General features: G+C 44.6%; 21 protein-coding genes and 4 tRNA genes. 17 read left to right on the forward strand and 8 right to left on the reverse strand.

The window, feature by feature from the left end; genetic code table 11:
- Positions 1 to 31 precede the first annotated feature (31 nt).
- Entirely contained in the window at positions 32 to 772 is a 741-nt protein-coding gene (gene pgeF, locus MTX11_RS03810; protein ID WP_243474407.1) for a peptidoglycan editing factor PgeF, read from the reverse strand.
- A gap of 37 nt (positions 773 to 809) precedes the next feature.
- Positions 810 to 1,862 (reverse strand): 23S rRNA pseudouridine(1911/1915/1917) synthase RluD, encoded by a 1,053-nt coding sequence (gene rluD / locus MTX11_RS03815; RefSeq protein ID WP_180180448.1) that lies wholly within the window; start codon positions 1,860 to 1,862, stop codon positions 810 to 812.
- Between the two features lie 71 nt (positions 1,863 to 1,933).
- Between rluD and MTX11_RS03820 the strand changes: the two genes are divergently transcribed.
- Together MTX11_RS03820 and MTX11_RS03825 are read left to right on the forward strand one after the other, a co-directional pair.
- The gene (locus MTX11_RS03820; protein WP_243474408.1) at positions 1,934 to 2,899 is read left to right on the forward strand and encodes an outer membrane protein assembly factor BamD; all 966 of its coding nucleotides are present in this window, start codon (positions 1,934 to 1,936) and stop codon (positions 2,897 to 2,899) included.
- Between the two features lie 225 nt (positions 2,900 to 3,124).
- Positions 3,125 to 5,047 (forward strand): DNA primase, encoded by a 1,923-nt coding sequence (locus tag MTX11_RS03825; protein WP_243474409.1) that lies wholly within the window; start codon positions 3,125 to 3,127, stop codon positions 5,045 to 5,047.
- Between the two features lie 139 nt (positions 5,048 to 5,186).
- Here the strand turns inward: MTX11_RS03825 and hemA are convergent, their stop codons facing one another.
- The gene (gene hemA / locus MTX11_RS03830; protein ID WP_243474410.1) at positions 5,187 to 6,476 is read right to left on the reverse strand and encodes a glutamyl-tRNA reductase; all 1,290 of its coding nucleotides are present in this window, start codon (positions 6,474 to 6,476) and stop codon (positions 5,187 to 5,189) included.
- Between the two features lie 79 nt (positions 6,477 to 6,555).
- On the opposite strand from hemA, the gene MTX11_RS03835 reads away from it, so the two are divergent.
- The 11 genes from MTX11_RS03835 to panD all read left to right on the forward strand — a co-directional run bounded on the left by MTX11_RS03835 (position 6,556) and on the right by panD (position 12,651).
- The gene (locus MTX11_RS03835) at positions 6,556 to 8,268 is read left to right on the forward strand and encodes a tetratricopeptide repeat protein (protein WP_243474411.1); all 1,713 of its coding nucleotides are present in this window, start codon (positions 6,556 to 6,558) and stop codon (positions 8,266 to 8,268) included.
- A 7-nt stretch (positions 8,269 to 8,275) separates the two neighbouring features.
- Complete coding sequence (lolB, locus tag MTX11_RS03840) at positions 8,276 to 8,854, forward strand: lipoprotein insertase outer membrane protein LolB (RefSeq protein WP_004645779.1); 579 nt, start codon at positions 8,276 to 8,278, stop codon at positions 8,852 to 8,854.
- A gap of 21 nt (positions 8,855 to 8,875) precedes the next feature.
- Entirely contained in the window at positions 8,876 to 9,703 is an 828-nt protein-coding gene (ispE, locus tag MTX11_RS03845; protein ID WP_086044936.1) for a 4-(cytidine 5'-diphospho)-2-C-methyl-D-erythritol kinase, read from the forward strand.
- A 2-nt stretch (positions 9,704 to 9,705) separates the two neighbouring features.
- Positions 9,706 to 9,780, forward strand: a tRNA-Gln gene (locus tag MTX11_RS03850).
- 26 nt (positions 9,781 to 9,806) lie between these two features.
- A tRNA-Gln gene (locus tag MTX11_RS03855) sits at positions 9,807 to 9,881 on the forward strand.
- Between the two features lie 18 nt (positions 9,882 to 9,899).
- Positions 9,900 to 9,974 (forward strand) — tRNA-Gln (locus MTX11_RS03860).
- Between the two features lie 92 nt (positions 9,975 to 10,066).
- Positions 10,067 to 10,141 (forward strand) — tRNA-Gln (locus tag MTX11_RS03865).
- A gap of 36 nt (positions 10,142 to 10,177) precedes the next feature.
- Complete coding sequence (locus tag MTX11_RS03870) at positions 10,178 to 11,131, forward strand: ribose-phosphate pyrophosphokinase (RefSeq protein WP_005103975.1); 954 nt, start codon at positions 10,178 to 10,180, stop codon at positions 11,129 to 11,131.
- 98 nt (positions 11,132 to 11,229) lie between these two features.
- The gene (rplY, locus tag MTX11_RS03875; RefSeq protein WP_004645781.1) at positions 11,230 to 11,526 is read left to right on the forward strand and encodes a 50S ribosomal protein L25; all 297 of its coding nucleotides are present in this window, start codon (positions 11,230 to 11,232) and stop codon (positions 11,524 to 11,526) included.
- An 18-nt stretch (positions 11,527 to 11,544) separates the two neighbouring features.
- Positions 11,545 to 12,126 (forward strand): aminoacyl-tRNA hydrolase, encoded by a 582-nt coding sequence (gene pth / locus MTX11_RS03880; RefSeq protein ID WP_243474412.1) that lies wholly within the window; start codon positions 11,545 to 11,547, stop codon positions 12,124 to 12,126.
- Positions 12,127 to 12,270: 144 nt separating this feature from the next.
- Positions 12,271 to 12,651 carry an aspartate 1-decarboxylase gene (panD, locus tag MTX11_RS03885; RefSeq protein ID WP_005265888.1) on the forward strand — a complete coding sequence of 127 codons (381 nt, stop codon included), beginning with the start codon at positions 12,271 to 12,273 and terminating at the stop codon, positions 12,649 to 12,651.
- 68 nt (positions 12,652 to 12,719) lie between these two features.
- On the opposite strand, the gene MTX11_RS03890 is transcribed toward panD, so the two are convergent.
- The 4 genes from MTX11_RS03890 to MTX11_RS03905 form a co-directional block, all read right to left on the reverse strand.
- Positions 12,720 to 13,286 (reverse strand): GDYXXLXY domain-containing protein, encoded by a 567-nt coding sequence (locus MTX11_RS03890; RefSeq protein WP_243474440.1) that lies wholly within the window; start codon positions 13,284 to 13,286, stop codon positions 12,720 to 12,722.
- Entirely contained in the window at positions 13,286 to 15,091 is a 1,806-nt protein-coding gene (locus MTX11_RS03895) for a DUF2157 domain-containing protein (RefSeq protein ID WP_243474413.1), read from the reverse strand. Before MTX11_RS03895 ends, MTX11_RS03890 begins: the two co-directional genes overlap by 1 nt.
- 90 nt (positions 15,092 to 15,181) lie before the next feature.
- Positions 15,182 to 15,793 carry a LysE family translocator gene (locus MTX11_RS03900; RefSeq protein ID WP_153566833.1) on the reverse strand — a complete coding sequence of 204 codons (612 nt, stop codon included), beginning with the start codon at positions 15,791 to 15,793 and terminating at the stop codon, positions 15,182 to 15,184.
- A gap of 45 nt (positions 15,794 to 15,838) precedes the next feature.
- Entirely contained in the window at positions 15,839 to 16,324 is a 486-nt protein-coding gene (locus MTX11_RS03905; RefSeq protein ID WP_005252584.1) for a DUF1289 domain-containing protein, read from the reverse strand.
- A 189-nt stretch (positions 16,325 to 16,513) separates the two neighbouring features.
- On the opposite strand from MTX11_RS03905, the gene trhO reads away from it, so the two are divergent.
- The 4 genes from trhO (at position 16,514) to MTX11_RS03925 (ending at position 19,090) form a co-directional block, all read left to right on the forward strand.
- A complete protein-coding gene (gene trhO / locus MTX11_RS03910; protein ID WP_243474414.1) occupies positions 16,514 to 17,446 on the forward strand; it encodes an oxygen-dependent tRNA uridine(34) hydroxylase TrhO in 933 nt (310 codons plus the stop codon).
- Positions 17,447 to 17,652: 206 nt separating this feature from the next.
- Positions 17,653 to 17,931 (forward strand): hypothetical protein, encoded by a 279-nt coding sequence (locus MTX11_RS03915; RefSeq protein WP_004280617.1) that lies wholly within the window; start codon positions 17,653 to 17,655, stop codon positions 17,929 to 17,931.
- 87 nt (positions 17,932 to 18,018) lie between these two features.
- Positions 18,019 to 18,636, forward strand: coding sequence for a DedA family protein (locus tag MTX11_RS03920; protein ID WP_243474415.1), 618 nt, complete (start codon positions 18,019 to 18,021; stop codon positions 18,634 to 18,636).
- 28 nt (positions 18,637 to 18,664) lie between these two features.
- On the forward strand, positions 18,665 to 19,090 hold the full coding sequence (locus tag MTX11_RS03925) for an ABZJ_00895 family protein (RefSeq protein ID WP_243474416.1): 426 nt from the start codon (positions 18,665 to 18,667) through the stop codon (positions 19,088 to 19,090).
- Positions 19,091 to 19,161: 71 nt separating this feature from the next.
- Here MTX11_RS03925 and MTX11_RS03930 read toward each other — a convergent pair whose 3' ends face one another.
- On the reverse strand, positions 19,162 to 19,686 hold the full coding sequence (locus tag MTX11_RS03930) for a YecA/YgfB family protein (protein WP_004280621.1): 525 nt from the start codon (positions 19,684 to 19,686) through the stop codon (positions 19,162 to 19,164).
- Between the last annotated feature and the right edge of the window lie 62 nt (positions 19,687 to 19,748).

Here is a 19,748-nt window from a genome sequence, read left to right on the forward strand (position 1 = left end):
AAGCCAAAAAATTCAGTTAAGTTTAACATTTTCATGCCATAAACACGAATGTCGCCATACGCCCTGTTTTTGGCTCACGGCGATAAGAGAAATATTCCTCTGGCTGGCGATAAGAACACTGATTCCCACCCAATACGGTATTTATGCCGTGTTGTTGCAAGATATAACGTGCAATGGCATACAGGTCGGCATAATATTTACCTGCCTGTTCACCCGCCTGAAATGCACTGTCCAGTTCAGGATATTTACTACAAAAAGCAGCTTTTACTTCAGCGCCAATTTCAAAACATGGCTGACTAATGGCCGCCCCGAGCCAGGCCCAGGTCGGCGGAGTTTGCATGGCTACAAGGGTATTTTCAATAATCCCACCGGCCAGACCACGCCAGCCGGCATGCAAATTGGCAACTTCCGTACCTTTCGCATTCCCCATTACCACAGGTAAACAGTCTGCAGTCATCATCATCAAGGCATGCGCCTTGCGCTGCGTCACCAGACCATCTCCGACCAGTGCGGTAAATGGCATCTGCTCATTAATGCTATGACAAATGGTGCTATGCGTCTGGGTCATCCAGGTAATCTTATCTACGCCAAAGGCAGCGAAATCCTGCAATAAAGCCATACGATGCTGTTGTACCCGTAGCGCATTATCCTGCACATGCAAGGCCAAGTTAAAACCTGCAAGCTCAGGCTGTGCGGATGGCTGTACTTTCGCATGGTGAACGCGAGTCTGGCCGACATACACACCTTGTGGAAGTCCTGGTACAAATTGCATCTCGATTCCTTGCTTTGACGCGAGCTAAATAAAAAGATTAATAGGCTTTGTTTTCGGTACGCAGCACTTCAACCAGATTGGCAAAGTCTTCCGGCCACGGTGCTTCAAAGGTCATTTCTTCTTTGGTACGCGGATGGGTCAGACCGAGTTGTACAGCATGCAAAGCCTGACGCTTGAAGCCACGCAAAGTATCATCTAATAATTGCGATGCACCTGCAGGCATACGGACACGTGGCATATACACCTGATCGCCCACCAAGCCAAAGCCGATATAGCTAAAATGCACACGGATCTGATGGGTACGTCCAGTTTCCAGACGGGCTTGAACACGGGTAAAATGCTGGAAACGCTCTTTGACATTGTAATGCGTCACCGCGTCTTTACCACCTGGAAGTACGGTCATTTTCACACGATCCACCGGATGGCGTTTGATTGGTTCATCAATGGTACCGCCAGCAATAATATTGCCGTAAACCACCAAGTCATACAGGCGATATACTGATTTTTTCTCAAGCTGTTTGCTTAAGGCAAATTGTGCTTCCAGATTTTTGGCGACGACTAACAGACCGCTGGTGTCTTTATCGATACGATGTACCAGACCTGCACGCGCCAGTTCAGCCGATTTCGGATAGTGATGCAATAAAGCATTCACCAAGGTGCCAGAACTATTGCCAGCGCCCGGATGTACCACCATACCGACTGGTTTGTTGATGACCATAATGTCATCATCTTCATAGATGATGTCCAGTGGAATATCTTCCGGCAGACTGCGCGTTTGCGCTTCAAGCTCAACATTTAAAGTCAGGGTTTCAAAACCATCACTTTTAAATTTCGGCTTAACCGGTTGACCATTCACCAATAAATTGCCATCTTTAATCCATTGCTTTAATTTTTCTCGAGAAAAATCGCTCCAGACCATTGCGGCAATCTGGTCGATCCGTTGCCCGATATAAGTTTCATCCAGTTGAAATTGCAACGATAAACGTGTTGCAGTTGCTTCTGAAGTATGGTTATCTGCATCCTCAGAATCTTCAAGTAAATTGAAATCAGTATCAGGGATATTAGAATTGGAAGATTGTGCTTGACTCATTTGCTCATTCAGACAAAAGTGGTTTAATAGTGCAATTGTAGCTCATTGCCCGTATTAACAGAGGAATTTTTATGTCGCTACCACATTATAAAATGACAATGCTTGCTGTGACATTAGGCATTGCATCGGCAATGGTAGGCTGTAGCAGTAATCCAAAAAAAGAAGTCGTGGATAAAGGTCCGGAATCTAGCGAACAGGTTTATATTCAAAAAGCACAGAAAGCGCTAGATCGTAATCAATATACCGATGCAGCAAAACAGTTAGAAGCGCTGGAAACTTATTTCCCGACCAGTCAGTATGCCCCGCAAGCGCAGCTTGAACTGTTGTATGTGAAATTCCAGCAAAAAGATTATGAAGGTGCGGTTGCACTGGCAGAACGTTTTATCCGTCTGAACCCGCAACATCCAAATGTCGACTATGCTTACTATGTACGCGGTGTCGCCAATATGGAACAGAACTATAACGGCCTGCTGCGTTATACTTCACTGAAACAGTCGCATCGTGATGTCAGCTACCTGAAAGTGGCTTACCAGAATTTTGTTGATTTCATTCGCCGCTATCCATCGAGTACTTATGCAGTCGATGCAGCACAACGTATGCAGTTTATCGGCCAGGAACTGGCTGAGCATGAAATGAACGCAGCACGTTTTAACATCAAACGTAAGGCGTATCTGGCAGCAGTTGAACGTGGCTTATGGGTAATTGAACATTATCCACAAACTCCGCAGATTCCAGAAGCACTCGCAACAGTTGCTTATGGCTATGATCAGCTAGGTGATAAAGCGACTTCTCAGCAATATGTGGATGTTTTAAAGCTGAATTATCCGAATCTGGTGAAATCAGATGGTACGGTGAATCTGCGTGCAGCGCGGAGCGAAAGCAGTTTCTTTAACCGCGCGACACTGGGTATTTTTGGTAAAGAAGCCAAGACTGTAACCGACACCGATGCACAATCGGATACGCCAGAAACTGAAAAGCGCAGCATCACCAATCGCATTTCATTTGGTTTGCTGGATCGTCCTAAAACGGCTGAATAAAGCTAAATAAGTCCGGCAGCATCAGCAAATAAGACAGCGCTTTACAGGTGCATTTTCCTCAAGGGCAAGGTATCATACTTGCCCTTTTGCGTTGTCTGGCCCAGGCTTGAACAAATCGTGCAAAAGGTATACAAAGGAACTTGAAATATTCAATGTTCAGCCAGACTATTTTCATTTTTTCAGTGATTTAGACCTTAGATACCAGCACGAGAAGCTCAGCAGACCATGGCCATTCCTCAACATACGATTGATCAGATTCTCGATCGCACCGATATTGTCGATGTGATTGGTCAATTCGTAAAACTGAAAAAAACAGGCCGTACTTATTCAGGCTGCTGCCCTTTCCATCAGGAAAAATCACCATCTTTCCACGTCTATCGCGATAAACAGTATTTTCACTGTTTTGGCTGTCAGGCCAACGGTAATGCCATTCGTTTTTTAATGGACATTGGCAGCCGTAATTTTGTCGAAGTGATGAAAGACCTGTCCAGCCAGACGGGCATCGAACTGCCTAAAGACAATACTGATTCCAATAAATTAAAATATAAGCGTGAAGCAGCCAAACCCAAAATCGTGCCTGCTCAAACTGCACCACAAGCTCAGCCGCAACAGAATAACGCTCCAACAGAAAATAATAATGCTGCATCTACGGCGAGTTTCGATCCATTTGCAGAGTTTCAGACAGTCGAACAGGATTTTTATGGTGACCCTTTTGCTTCTTTTGAACACCTACAGATGGCGGAAGTTCAGCAAGACGGTAACCTCTACGACCTGCTAGAAAATATCGCGCAGTTCTATGAGCGCCAACTCCCAAATAGCCCGAGTGCCCAGCAATACTTCAAGCAGCGTGGTCTGACTGCAGAGACCATTGCCTATTGGCGCTTAGGCTATGCGCCTGAAGACTGGCAACATCTGGAAAAAGCCTTTCCTCAGGATATTGAGGGCTTAAAACTTTTAGGTCTGATTCGCACCAGCGACAGTGGCCGTGATTTTGACCTACTGCGTGAACGAGTCATTTTCCCGATCCGTGATACCAAGGGCCGTGTGGTCGGCTTTGGCGGCCGTGCCCTGAATGACGAGATCAAGCCGAAATACATCAACTCGCCAGATTCTGAAGTCTTCCATAAAAACCAGTTGCTGTACGGCCTCTATGAGGGCCGCAAACAGAAAGCCCAAGAATGGCTGATGGTCGAAGGCTATATGGATGTGATTGCGCTTCAGCAATATGGCATTCATGGCGCAGTGGCGACTTTAGGCACAGCGAGTAATACCGACCACCTGAATATTCTGTTCAAGCAGAGCAACCGGCTGACCATTGCCTTTGATGGGGATGCTGCCGGTCAAAAAGCAGCGCGCCGTACCTTGGACATTGCCCTGCCCCTGCTGAATGATGGCCGAGAGCTGAAGTTCTTTGTTTTGCCCGCTGACCATGACCCAGATTCATTGATCCGCCGTGAAGGGATAGAAAACTTCAGACGCTTGCTGGATCAGGCACCGTTGATGTCGGACTTCGTGTTTGCCCATCTGACCCAAAATCAGGATATCACCACCCCAGAAGGCAAGAGTCAGGTTATGGGTGAACTAAAAAATCTGACCGAATTACTGCCCAAACACGGCTCCTTCCGTTATCTGCTGCAGCAATTTTTCCGCGAAAAACTGGGCTTTAATCGTAAATGGCAACCTAAGGTCAATACAGATGCATCTTTAAGCTTTAGTACCAAAATTGATGCTGAAGAATATGTGATTGCGATCTTGATGAATCATCCTTATCTGTATATTCATTTTGAACCACTGCGCGCGCTAGTAGCGGAAGATCAATTGCTGTTTAAGATTTTGAATATTCTGAATGTGATTTTTGATGACTTGCCGGATGATCCTGAACTGTCGATCTATTATGTGCTCGGTGCCTGCGCAGCCCATCATCATGAACTGCAGCATATTCTGCAGCATGCCAATGTCAGCGATTACACCTCATCGCCGGAACAGGCCGATAAGCTCGCGGCTGATTTTTCAACTAAGCTGCAATATCAGTGTTTAAAAAACAAGATTAAATCCAAGAAATTTAACAGTATTGCAGAAATGAAAAACCTGAAAATGCAGATTTATGAGATTGACCGCAAACGCTCGATGACCCTGTTAGAAGATTAATTTTTCAAATTATTGATTCTTTTGAATCCAATGAAGTCACTGCTAGCTCACATTATTATTTATAATTTTCTCAAATAATCAGGCTGGGTTTTATGTTGAAGTACAAATCAGCAAAGAACCAAGCTTCTCATCATGCTGATTAAAACGAATGCCTGGCTTTACGACGCTTCGCGACTACATTGCCCAGTTCTTCCTGTAACAGCTCAAAATAGGTAGGATCTTCCGCTTTGGCCGCCTCACGCAGCACAATAGAAGTTGGATGCAACAGTTTTTGGGTTAAACGATGTGAAAACTCGGCCAGTACCGTTTCCGCCTTTTCGCCCTTGGCAATACGCTGCATTGCCAGTGACAATTCTTCCTGACGTAATGTTTCCCCGTGGTCACGATAGGCATGAATGGTCGCCCCGGCCTGTTTGACCTTTTGCTGGGTCATCAGTTCTGTAGCCAGCTGATTGACCATGATCTCAGCCTCAACAGCCGCTTGACGGCGCTGTGCCAGATTTTCCTCAATCACGCTTTGCAGGTCATCGACCCCATACAGATAAACCCCGTCCAGGCTTTCTACTTTGGCATCAATATCGCGTGGCACTGCCAGATCGACCAGCAGCATCTGCTGGTAACGGCGTTTCTTTAATGCTGCCTTGATATCAGGATAGTGAATCACCTGATGCAAACTGCCGGTACAACTGGAAATGACATCGGCACGATGCAGATTTTCTGCAAGCTGATCAAAATCTATAATTTCGACTTCAACTCGATGTGCAATTTCCTGTGCCAGAATATCCGCACGCTCGCGGGTACGGTTACAGATAATAATCTTGCCCACCCCCATCTCTGCGAGGTGTTTGGCCACCAGACTGTTCATCTCCCCGGCTGCTACCACCATAATGGTCAGCTTGTCCGGATGACTAAATACTTGCAAGGCCAGTTGCGCCACCGCATAGCCCATCGAGACCGCATGACTGCCGACAGCCGTTTCCGAACGCACGCGTTTAGCGGCATAAAAAGCATATTCAAAAATCCGGTTGAGATCGCGCGACACCGTATGGGAGTCTTTGGCCAGAGAAAGTGCAGTTTTGACCTGTCCCAGAATTTGTGGTTCACCCAGCATCAGTGAATCCAGTCCACTGGCGACGCGCATCAGATGCGTCACTGCCTGGGCATTTTCATAACGATAGACATGATGTTGCAGTTGTTTGACATCCACCCCATTTTTCTGGGCGAGCCAGTTCAGCACCATGTCAGCATTGTCAGACATGGCGTAAACTTCGGTCCGGTTACATGTAGACACCACCACCATGTCGTTCAGTTCAGGGTGTTGGCTTTGCTCGGCAAGAATGGCACTTAACTTTTCAGGGTTAAACGCCACTTGTTCGCGCAGTTCTACAGAGGCAGTTTGATGGTTGACACCCAATGCAAAGAAAGACATATCAGGTCATCATTTCACTAAATTTATGCTATTGTGCAACATCGGTGTCATAAAAAGCATTACTTGGATCAATAAAAAATTGCGTCAAACAATTAGCCGTATCAACGGCCCTACAATTAAGCAATATTCTACCACATTCCTACTGGTGGGTAGCATGGCTTCGACTGCACATCTCTATGCAGCGGAAGCAGTTTACCATGCAAATCAAAATTATGATGCGATAAAACAAAGTATGATGGCTGAGTTTGCCATCGCTGCACATGACATTCCGACCGCTTTGCACAACTATACGGTGCTAGCGATCAAGAGCAATTCCACTTCAGTCAAACAGCGCGCACTGAATGTCGCGCTGGAACATGATGACCTGCAGGCAGCACTAGATATCTCCACGCACTGGGTGGTACAAGAGCCACAAGACGTCCCTGCTTTATTTTATTTATCACATATTGCCCTTAAAGCGCATGAATATGAGCTGGCTGCTGAGACCTTAGAAAAAATCCTGCAAATTGATGACAGCGCCGATCTGGAAGAAATTCTCGCAGGGATTTCACCAGAAGGTACAGAAGACCGTACTTATCTGATTCAGGCCTTAAGTACCACCAAAGCCAAGGACAACCCGTCTATTCTGGTGCTGGTGGCCGGTCTGGAAGCGCAAAATGGTCAGCTCGAACAGGCTCTAAATACAGTTAACCGTGCCTTAAAAAAACGCCCGAATGCGACTGGATATATCCTGATGAAAGCCAATCTGCTCAATGCACTCGGCGATACTCAGGCGACACTGCAATGGTATGAAAAATCCAGCCGTAAACACCGCAATAATCTGGATGTGCGTCTGGCCGAAGTCAAATATCTGGTCAAGCTGAACGAAGCGACTTTGGCGCTAAAAAAACTGCAAGACATTCTAAAAAAATGGCCGACTGCCGAAGAAGCCCTGTTTATTGCCGGACTGACCAGTATTGACTTAGAAGAATACGAGAAGGCCGAAAAATATCTGGTTGAACTGCGTTATTCTGCACAATATCAGAACGAAGCCTATTATTATCTGGCGGTCAATGCAGAACGCAAACAGCACTATGAAACAGCCAAAGCCTATTATCGTCTGGTCGATGGCAGTCTGTACACGGTCTCACGCCGTAACATGATTTCGATTTTTGCCCAGCAGGATAAACTGCATGATGCACTGCGTTTCCTGACTCAGGAACGGGTCAATTATCCACAACATGCCAGCTTCCTCTATCTAGCCCAAGCGGATATTTTGACGCGCATGCAGAATAAAAAAGCCGCGATCCGCCTGCTGGAAGAAGCCAGCAAAAACCTGCCCGATGACCCTGAACTGGTTTATTCGCAAGTCCTGTTGCTGGACCCCCATCAGGATCGCGCCAAGCTGGATGAATTACTCAGCACTTTACTTAAAATTGAACCGAATAGTCCGACTTACCTCAATGCCTATGCCTATACCCTGGCGATGCAGAACCGCCGTCTCGAAGAAGCACGCCGCTATGTAGAGCAAGCACTGGAATATGCACCGGAACAGGCGTCCATTCTGGATACCTATGGTTATATCTGTTATTTACAGAATGACTTCGCCACAGCTGCGGACGTATTATACAAAGCCTATCAATTGAATCCGAATGTGAAGATTGGGGTGCGTTATGCCCGGTCGTTGTACATGAAAGGTGATCTACAACACTTCCACCAAGTGTTACAACAATTACAACAAAACCATCCAAATGACCCAGAATTGAAACAACTTAATTCGCTATTGTTAGCACCACAAACCAAAACGAGTTAATTAATTTATGCGCAATTTGAGCCAATTGGGCTGCTGTGCCTTTGCAGCCACTGCTTTATTTTTAACTGGCTGTCAGCAGATGATCAAGCCTCAAGCGCCTGCCACCCCGTCTGTACAGGCAGAGAATCAATTTCAGCTGCAAGGTAAAATTGGCGTTCGTACCCCTCAACAGACTGGCAGCGCATTCTTTACCTGGGTACAACAGCAGGAAGAATTCGATATTGAGCTCAGCGGTATCTTAGGCGTCGGTAAAACCCAGATTTCTGGCACACCGGGACAAGTGACCTTAAACAGCGCAAAAACCGGTGTGATTCAGGCAGCCAGTGCCGAAGAATTACTGCAACGTGCAACCGGCTGGCAAGCGCCGATCAGTTATTTAGTCGATTGGGTACAAGCCCGCCCTGCTACCACGACTGCCAAATTACAAAAAGACGATACACAGCGAATTAACCAGATTATCGAACAGGGCTGGACGGTCGATCTCAATTATAATGCGCAGGCCAAAATGCCAAACCGTTTGATTTTAAAGCAGTCACTTGGAAATGGTGCAGAAAACCGTATTACAATGATCATTGAAAACCGTTAATTGACCTGATTCCAGCCCATGATGATTCGTGTTCCCTCGCCTGCTAAACTGAATTTGTTTTTACATATCACCGGTCGCCGTGAAAATGGTTATCATGAGCTGCAAAGTATTTTTCAGCTGATTGACCTGTATGACTGGCTGGAGTTTGAACCAAGCGCCGATGATGCGATTCAGATTGAAGGTCTGGCCTCCGTCGATCTGCAACAGAATCTAATCTATCGGGCGATACAGTTGTTGAAGCCTTATGCCCAAACGCCGTGCGGACTAAAAATTCGTCTGGAAAAAAATATCCCGATGGGTGCAGGTCTTGGCGGTGGGTCTTCCAATGCAGCGACGACCCTGATTGTGATAAACCAGCTCTGGCAGTGCGGTTTAAATGTTGAGCAACTGGCAGATCTCGGGGTTAAACTGGGTGCAGATGTGCCGATATTTGTGCATGGTAAAAATGCCTGGGCTGAAGGCATTGGTGAACACTTAACATTCATAGACTTAGATCAAAAAAAATTCATTGTGTTAAAACCTGATTGTTTTATCAGCACTCAACTGCTTTTTTCGCAAAAAGCATTGACAAGAGACACGAAGAGCACTAAATTTTGCGCCTATCAGGAAACGCCATCTGATTTTGGAAATAACTTTGAGCCACTGGCAAGAAGCTTATATCTCGAAGTCGATGAAGCAATGCAATATCTCGACCAGTTCGGAAAAGCAAAGCTTACAGGTACAGGTGCTTGTGTGTTTATTGAAGTCACTGAAAATCTGAATATCGAAGATATTCTTGCAAATGCACCATGTAAAGCTTACCTGGTCAACAGTTTACAAGAATCACCTTTAGTTCAGTTTAAAGTGTAGATAGGGGTATCGCCAAGTGGTAAGGCACCGGGTTTTGATCTCGGCATCCGTTGGTTCGAATCCAGCTACCCCTGCCATTTTTCACCTGTAGATGTACTGTATTAGGGGTATCGCCAAGTGGTAAGGCACCGGGTTTTGATCTCGGCATCCGTTGGTTCGAATCCAGCTACCCCTGCCATCTTACAGTCATCAAATTAGGGGCGTCGCCAAGTGGTAAGGCACCGGGTTTTGATCTCGGCATCCGTTGGTTCGAATCCAGCCGCCCCTGCCATTTTCTCGAAAAAAGACAGAACACTCATTTGCTGTAAGACTGTTAATTTACCTTGACACTTTACCGCAAAAATATTAAAGTTCTGCCGCATTAGGGGTATCGCCAAGTGGTAAGGCACCGGGTTTTGATCTCGGCATCCGTTGGTTCGAATCCAGCTACCCCTGCCATCTATTCCCATATATCCCAACCGCCAAGGGTGCTTCATGCCCAATCTTGTCGTTTTTAGTGGATCTGCGCATCCACAATTCGCTCAAAAAGTCGTAAGTCACTTACATATTCCTCTAGGCGCTGCCTCTGTAGGTCAGTTCTCTGACGGTGAAATTGCTGTCGAGATTACTGAAAACGTTCGTGGTAAAGACGTATTTATCGTACAACCTACTTGTGCCCCAACTAATGATAACCTGATGGAAATCTTGGTGATGGCTGATGCTTTGCGTCGTGCAAGTGCGGGTCGTATTACTGCCGTGATTCCTTATTTTGGTTATGCTCGTCAAGACCGTCGTCCACGTTCAGCACGTGTTCCAATTACTGCAAAAGTTGTAGCAGACATGCTCACTACTGTAGGCGTTGACCGTGTTGTGATGATCGACTTGCACGCTGACCAGATCCAAGGCTTCTTCGATATCCCTGTAGACAACATCTACGGTACACCAGCGCTACTTGCTGACTTGCGTCAACAATCGCATCACAACCTGATGGTGGTTTCACCTGACGTGGGGGGTGTAGTGCGTGCACGTGCTGTTGCGAAACAAATGGGCGATATCGATCTTGCAATCATCGATAAGCGTCGTCAAAAAGCGAATGAATCACAAGTGATGCATTTGATTGGCGATGTAAAAGATCGTGATTGTGTCATCGTTGATGACATGGTAGATACTGCTGGTACGCTATGCAAAGCTGCTGATGCATTGAAAACTTTCGGTGCTCGCAAGGTTGTTGCATATGCAACGCATCCAGTACTTTCTGGTAAAGCGCTTGAAAACTTAAAGAATTCTGTGATTGATGAACTGGTTGTGACTGATACCATTCCTCTTTCTGATGAAGCTTTAGCACTGGGCAAGATTCGCCAGGTTTCAGTAGCCAGCATGGTTGCCGAAACGATTCGTCGTATTAACAACGAAGAATCTATTAGCGCAATGTTCGATTCTTATCTATAATAGAGCGCTGAATTTTCAAAGCCCTGCCATTTGGTAGGGCTTTTACTCACCAGACTGGTCGCAAGTCTGGTTCATTTAACTTAAATAGGATGTCTATCATGGCAAACTTCGTATTAAACGCAGCAGCACGTGAAGAAGCAGTTCAAGGGAAAGGTGCGAGCCGCCGCCTTCGTCTTCAAGCTAAAGTTCCTGCAATCATCTACGGTGGTGAAGCTGCTCCTGTAGCAATTACTGTTGAGCTTCGTCAGCTTGTTAAATTCTTAGAAAACAATTCATTCTTTGAAGAAGTTATCGAAATTGATGTAGACGGTAAAGTTGAAAGCGTGAAAATCCAAGCGTTACAACGTCACCCAGCTAAAAACACACCAATGCACGCTGACTTCAAACGCGCATAAGTGTTAATGGTGTAATTAGTGTCAAATATTTCACTGATTGTTGGTTTGGGTAACCCAGGTTTTGAGTATGCCCAAACCCGCCATAATGCAGGCTTCTGGTTCGTAGAACGCCTTGCAGACCAATATGGCATTACCCTCAAAAAAGACCCAAAATTCAATGGATTTAGCGGTCGTGGCAATATCGAAGGTCAAGACGTCCGTCTTCTTCTACCGACAACCTTTATGAACCTTTCCGGTAAAAGTGTTGTTCCTTTCGCCAAATTTTACAATATCGCACCTGAATCGATCCTGATTGCCCATGATGAACTGGACATGAATCCTGGTGTCATTCGCCTGAAAACTGGCGGTGGTCACGGTGGTCATAATGGTCTACGCGATATCGTTCCGCATATTGGTTCAAACTTCCATCGCCTGCGTATTGGAATTGGTCATCCTGGTGCCAAAGACCGTGTTTCCGGTCATGTACTCAGTAAAGCACCAAGCAGCGAACAGAATTTAATGGATGATGCAATTTCTCATGCCCTCGCCCGCATAAAAATGCTGGTGAATGGTGAAGTACAGCAAGCCATGAATCAAATCAACGCATATAAGCCGAACTAAACGTTCAAAAATTGCTGGACAATTCCGCTTGCCAGAAAGTTTATTTAAGCGCAAAATGCGTTTGCTCGATTATTCACCATACAGCAAGCAAGATTGATTTAATCAAATGATCAAACTCTTAGGTCAACTCAGGGGACGCTAGCCATGCTATCTCGTTTATTAAAATGCAAAATTCACCGCGCTCACGTTACACATGCAGAACTACACTATGAAGGTTCATGTGCAATTGATGGCGTTTTGATGGATTTGGCTGGCATTCGTGAATACGAAGAAATTCATGTGTGGAACGTGACCAATGGTAAACGTTTTGCAACTTATGCAATTCGTGGCGAAGATAATTCAGGCATCATTTCAGTGAATGGTGGTGCTGCGCATCAGGCCGATGTAGGTGATATCGTGATTATTGCAACCTTTGGCGATTTCACTGAAGCTGAAGCGAATGCCCATCAGCCTCGTTTGGTTTATGCTACCCCAAACAATACAGTCAGCCACACTGCCAACTGTATTCCGGTACAAGTCGCATAATCTGATCAGACCAGATACCCAAAAGCTCGCACATTGCGGGCTTTTTTAATACTGGAATATTGACCTATTTAACTGCCCTCTCGCCAGCTTTTAGAGCTTTCACAGTTTAAGGGTTTTAATTGTTGATCCAGCAAATCAAATAACAAGGCCTTGCCATTTTCCTTCACTTTCAGCTCTGCAAATTTGGCGTTACGATAACAAGGCTCCAGACCCTCGGGGAACATGAAACTGTTAGCAGCAGGATACAAAGCCTCAAAAGTATTGCGTGGGTTTTTCAGCATTAATCGGGCTACACGTTCCGATTGATTGAGTGCACTTCGATCAAAACTGGTTTTAATAACTCTGCGCTGCTGATCCAGCTGCACATAACTCATTACATGTGATTGATTTTTAAAATCTTCAATCTTTATGTCAGAAACAGGCTGTTCGGAACCATTCCCCGCTGCCACTGCGCTAAAATGCAGATCATAGTTCAGTACCATATAATCCCCTTGCAGGATCGAACGCGGATCGACTGGTGCCAACTCGACAAAGATACCGTCGCTTTTGGCCAGATGCCATTCATGCTGGACAATTAAACCTACGAATAAAGCAATACTAAAAATACTAAGATGCAGTGCCATAAACTTTTTCATCATGAGACCACTCCTGCTTTCAGCTGGAACTTCGGTGAACTCAACACATAAGCCAAAAGCAACACCAGCACACCTGAGGCAAAAATACTGACACTTTTAAATAAAAAACTTAGTCCCAGATTGTAATACAGCAGCCATAACCAGAAGATCAGTAGCAAAATGGTCAAGGCTTGCATCAATCGTTGTTGATTCACCATGGCCCAAGCCATAAACACTAAAATGATAAAAATTTCAAAGTAACCCAATGCAATCAGCAGAATTCCCGCAGCAGGAATGAGCCAGAGTTGAATTCGTGAAAATTGCTTGAGATGAATCCCGACAAAACTCAATAGCCAGAAAGCTGGCAAAATATAGAAAATAATGGCTTCATCTATACCGCGTGGCTGCAATTGCTGAGCCACACCAAATTGCAGTAAACATTGAAAAATAGCCGTCACCACCAAAATACTAATCATCCATAAATTCATGCTTTTGGCATAAGCTGAAGCGAGCCAGTATCTCGCAGTAAGCAAAGCTCCTGTCAGAATGCTGTAATTCAGCAGCATGATCCACGTCAGCAGGCGCTGATCCTGAAAAAATGCATGTTGGTCGACCAGAACTGCAATTCCCAGTATATGTGCAAGTAACAACTGCAACAGCACCACCAGCCAATGCATACGACTCATGATAGTCAGCAGCGTAATGCCGACTTGTATCAGCCAGATTAGCAATAGACTCTCTGTGAGTAATTGAGTATGAATCAATACCGCGGCCTGACCGCAAACCCATAAACAATAAGCCAATTGCCGCAGAAAAACTGAGGGCTTGCTACGAATCAACCACCAGGCGACTGCGATAAAAATGATTCCCATCAGAATCGAAAAACTTTTCCAATAGGTCAGCAACAGCATGGCCAAGATCACACCAGCAATCCACGCGCCCAGAGCCAATGGAATGACCGAAAACCGGCTCTTGGGCAACAGCTTGATCAGCAGACCTGTAATAGCTGCGAACCAGCTGAATATCAGCAAAGCTAGTATCAATAAGCCAGCGGCAGAATCCTGTAAATATTGCTCAGTGAGATCAAAAATCAGAATACTAAAACTCAGGGCCAGTCCTGCAACAAGCAAACTGGTTTCAAGCTGTTGCTTTCGGGTATAGAAATAAACACTGAATAAAATAGGCAGAACCAGCACCGAAGCCAAATACCAGATCGAATCCGAGTCGATAAACCGGAACATACTTACTACTGAAATAAGCACCACGACAGCGATAAACAGATAGCGCAAAACCGGATAATAACGTAAGGCATAGATCATACTTAGCCCGGTCAACAGATTCAGACCGAGCAGATAAAGAGTTTCAGCACGCACCAGCCAAAAGCTTTGTTTAAAATAAAAATAGAGTGCTAACTGGCTGACCACACAAAATAATGCAAAGATCCCAATATTCGGCCGATACAGCCAAGGCAGCAACAGCAAAGCCCAAAGCAGAAATAACTGATAACTGTCAGCACCAGTCTGATAAATCTGTCCAATCACGGCCAGACTTAAGCCCAGCATTAGACCCGATACAGTATCCAGACTTTGTCTTAACTTTTCCCGCGCAGTGAAACGCACACTCAGCAATGCTGAACCCAGCAATAAAATTTGAGGAATAAACAGCTGGACAAATTTGGGCAACATCCACCAGTTTGCTGCCAGCAGATACACGATACTGACAGCGATCAGCGCCAGCCCAATGATTTGAAGAATTTGAATCACAGCAGGTTGAATAAATAACAGCGGGGAAAATGGACGATCTGGCGATGGTACTGTTCTGGACATGCTAATCTGTTCAATTTTTATTTGATTTCACCTTAGCATGATTTTTGCAGGATATGCCAGGCAGGAACAGTTCAAGTATGCTGTACATTTTTAAATCAGGATTTGATAAATTCCGTACCCTGCAATCATGAGCAGAATCATGCCGCACAATGCCAGCAAATGTGGATAGAGTCGAGAATGGGATAAGTGGTTGAAACCCAAATACACCACAGACAAAGTCAGAAAATCCAGGAGAATCCAGCTCAAAGTCAAAATAATTAAACTTAAATCAAGATCAGGAGTAATCCCGATAAACTGCGGGAAAAAAGCCGCAAAGAAAATAATGTCCTTCGGATTAGAAATACCAACCAAAAAACCTTGTCGAAAACCACCATGCACAGGAACTAGATTCTCCTGAGCTTGCTCCTGCTGCTTAAAAATAACTTCACGGAAAATCTGCCAGCCTAGATAGCCAATATATAAACAGCCCAGTAACTTGATCGTATCTAGCCATTGCGCATTGATAACCAGCAAACCTTTCAAACTTAATATAGATAAAGCAATTAAAACTAGGGAGGCAAAATTGGTACCAAAAATGGTTCTTAAAGCTGCCGTATAGCCACCTTTTAAACCGGCGCTAGCAACCAGCAACATCACTGGGCCAGGTGTAGCGATCATCACCACAACAGCCAGACAATATAAAAAATATTCACTAATATTCATGCCACCCCTCAGCTATTGTTATTTTTATGCATAAAAAAAGAGGACTTAGTCCTCCTCTTGTATATGAATCAGATGCTGACTGATACCGTCTGCCCGCAGAAAAGCCAGATCATAACTGGCAGTAGCCAAGGCCAAGATCCGGCGCTCAAACTCATCCCACAACGGACGCACCTGCTTATAATGGATGCCCAAACCACTATCGTCGGTAAAATGCCGATTTTTTTCACACAACTTTAAAGCATGATACAACTTGCGCCCTTTGGAAGCATCATCACGCAAACGCACCCGTTTCGACAGCACAAAGGCCTGCACTTTGACAAGATCGGCATGCGGTAACAGCGGCACCAGAATCTGATCCAGCTGTGCATCCAGGCGTTGCCACACAGCTCGATGCTGCTCGGCACTATACGTATTCCAGTGAATCACTTCATGATTAAAACGGCGGCAACCACGACATACCGCATCACCAAATACGGTCGAACAACGCCCTGCACATGGGGTTAAAGACGCAATACGACGATCTGAACTCAAAACACACTCCAAAGATACTGCAACTTTCAGTATCTGCATCACTGCACAAAATCCTGGGTCGGGCATGACTATACACGCTCTCCCTCATGAATTGAAGCCTGTTAAAAGACTTGCGTTTTACTCGCTTATTCACTCGAATCAAGCTAAAATATGCGCCTTTCAAATTATCATGCTACGTTGGAGTATTCCATGAACGCTACTGTAGAACAGCTTGCACCTGTAGAACAGCAAGCGACGACTGGTTGGGTTGTTGCCGCACTTTATCAATTCAAAGAAGTTCAAGATCCTGCCGATCTTCAGCAACGTCTTCTGAACCTGGTAAAATCCATCAACCTTTGCGGTACTCTAATTGTGGCAGGTGAAGGCATTAACGGTACGGTTGCAGGCGACCGTGCATCGATTGATCAAATTCACCAGTTCCTTCTGAATGAAGGTTTTAACGAAATGGAATACAAAGAATCTGACAGTTCTGAAAAACCATTCCGTAAAATGAAAATTAAATTAAAAAAAGAAATCGTGACTTTAGGCGTGGAAGTGAAACCGCGTGATTTAGTCGGTCACTATCTTGATCCAAAAGAATGGAACGAACTGATTGCACGTGATGACGTGATTCTGGTTGATACCCGTAACGATTACGAATACAAAGCAGGTACGTTCAAAGGCGCGATTGATCCGAAAACTGAAAGCTTCCGCGAATTCCCTGAATACGTGAAAAATAATCTGGAACAGCACAAAGACAAGAAAATTGCCATGTTCTGTACTGGCGGTATTCGTTGTGAAAAATCCACTTCACTTCTTCTACAAGAAGGTTTTACCGAAGTGTATCACCTGAAAGGCGGCATTCTAAAATACCTGGAAGAAACCCCGGCTGAAGAAAGCATGTGGGAAGGTGAATGCTTCGTGTTTGATGGTCGTACTGCCGTAACGCACGGTGTTGAAGAAGGCCAAAATACCAAGTGTCATGCGTGTGGCTGGCCTTTACTTCCAGAAGAAGTTGCCCTCCCAAGTTATGAACATGGTGTCTCTTGTGTGTACTGTATTGACAAAACCTCGGAGAAACAAAAAGAAGGTTTCCGTATGCGTCAATCACAAATTTTAGCAGCAAAACGCAAACGCCTCTAATTTGGCCTTTTGTAATGAAATATATAAAAACCCTCTTCGGAGGGTTTTTTGTTTACATAAAAATCACAACAGCAATAAAACTCTTACCAATTCCTTACCAAGAACCTCATTTTTTTCCAAACAAGATTGTTAGTCTAATGATACGGTGATTTACAAGCTAAGTCTTTCATTATTAACTGAAATTTTTAAGTGAAAAGGAATATAAAATGGCAGGCTCACTTGCTCGAGATTCAGACAATCTGGTTCAATTTCAACCAAAAGAAAATATAAAGTTGCAACGGCTTCATCAAATTTCTGAAGAGCTTGAACAGCAATCACATCTGTTCGTCGTTATCTTGGGAACCGTTATTGGCGCGATCTTGGCGCTTTTCATTGGTTACCATATCAATACCAGCATCATGCATTTTATCCTGTTGAGTATTTTGCCGATCTGCTTGGCCTATTTCTTACGTAAAGTTTATATTTATACCCTGACACATAGCTGATTCTGCCTGATCATTTATATTCCAAGACTTTACTGCACAAAAAATACTGCTTAGGATACAGGCAGTATTTTTTATTTTGCCAATGATATGAATCTGACCGAATGGATTATTTCCGTTATGGAGCAACTGGGCTACTGGGGCATTGCTCTGCTCATGTTCCTGGATAATGTCTTCCCGCCAATCCCTTCCGAAATTATTATGCCTTCCGCGGGCTATTCAGCCTCTCAGGGCGAGTTAATACTCGTCGGGGTAATCATGTCCGGCTGTATCGGCTCCCTGCTGGCAGCTGCCTTGCTGTACTGGATTGGCTATAAATTTAACCATGATTCTATTTTTAAATTTGTCGATCGTTATGGCAAATATTTATTTATTAAATCAGAAGATGTAAAAAAATCATTGAGTTGGTTTGAGCATTATGGTCACCGGATTGTGTTCTTTGGCCGCATGATTCCTGCGGTTCGCTCGCTGATCAGCATTCCTGCTGGCATGAGTCATATGCCCTTCTGGAAATTTATGTTTTATAGCGCACTTGGAACCATCATCTGGACCACATTTTTGGCGTGTGTCGGATTTTATTTTGGCGAAAACCAGCAGTTGATGCAGCAAATTTTCAGTAAAGTCAGTTATGTGATTATTGCCATTGTTGTGGTAATTATTATCTGGATTTTTTACCGTAGACAGCAGCGTAAAAATCGTCCATCCTGAGGGAAGATGCCTTAAGGAGATTAAAACGATGTCGCATTATCTAAAATATTTTGCCACCGTTTATCTGACCTTGGTTCTATTGGTAGGCATACTCATCTATGTATTCAATCTGGGCGCCATTCTGCTGATTCCTGCCCTGATTGCTTCTGCCTTTCTCAGTGCCCGATACTTTGTTAAGAAAGAACTTCGTTTGCCGACTCAGCAAGAGAAAGGCAAACTGGTCTGGGGCTCTACTATCATTGCTATGACATTCGGGTTTATCTTTTTAGTAGTGGTCATCTGGATGAACCCGCAGACAGATGAGATTTATAGAACCATCACCTATATAGGAAGAGGAACAAATTCATTCCTGGTGGCTGCAAGTATTGCCTTACATGCCTTACTGTTCCATATCGCCTACAATGCTTATGCACGCTATAGTCTGGCCAAGCGTACAGGCTTGGAAAGAAAATAGGATCGGGCAGCTCTCAAAGATGCAAAAAGGCCAAAGCTAAAAAAAGCACCCTGCGGTGCTTTTTTTATGAATTATTCTGGAGTGTGATACATCAGATACAATTCATTTAAGTTTTCTGGAATTTCTTCTGCAAGCTCGTCCATTAACTGGCCATTGCGACGGAAAGTTTCCATTTGTGGATCTTCATCATCAATGCCACTAAAGACCATGATTGGCAGAGTTAAATCCACCAGTTGCTCTTCAAATTCTTCAGTAAACCAAGCGTCTTCGTTCAGGAACATGGCATCTACAAAGCCCACACTCCAGTCACCCAGGCTTGATTCAGTGTCTGCTTCTTCAATTTCAAACGGGAACGTAATCCCTTCTTCATTGGCTAAGCTTTGACGAATAGACTCTAACCATGCTTGCACCTGAGTGATGATTTCTGCAGGCACTTTCTTTTGATTACTATCAAAAAGTTCGTCTAACCATTTGTCGAATTTTGGGCCTACTGCAATAGCACATAAGAAACCATGGGTTGCCGCGAAATCTAGACCATGTTCATTTTGGTCACCATCTAGATATTCACTCAACAGGTCTAAATCTAAAGCACTCATCTAACATCCAAACTTAGAAAACCGAAAGGTTTAGCATAGCATTTATTCAGACTATGCTAAAT

Origin of the sequence: Acinetobacter lwoffii, from assembly GCF_022809915.1 — a bacterium.
GTDB lineage: Bacteria > Pseudomonadota > Gammaproteobacteria > Pseudomonadales > Moraxellaceae > Acinetobacter > Acinetobacter lwoffii_M.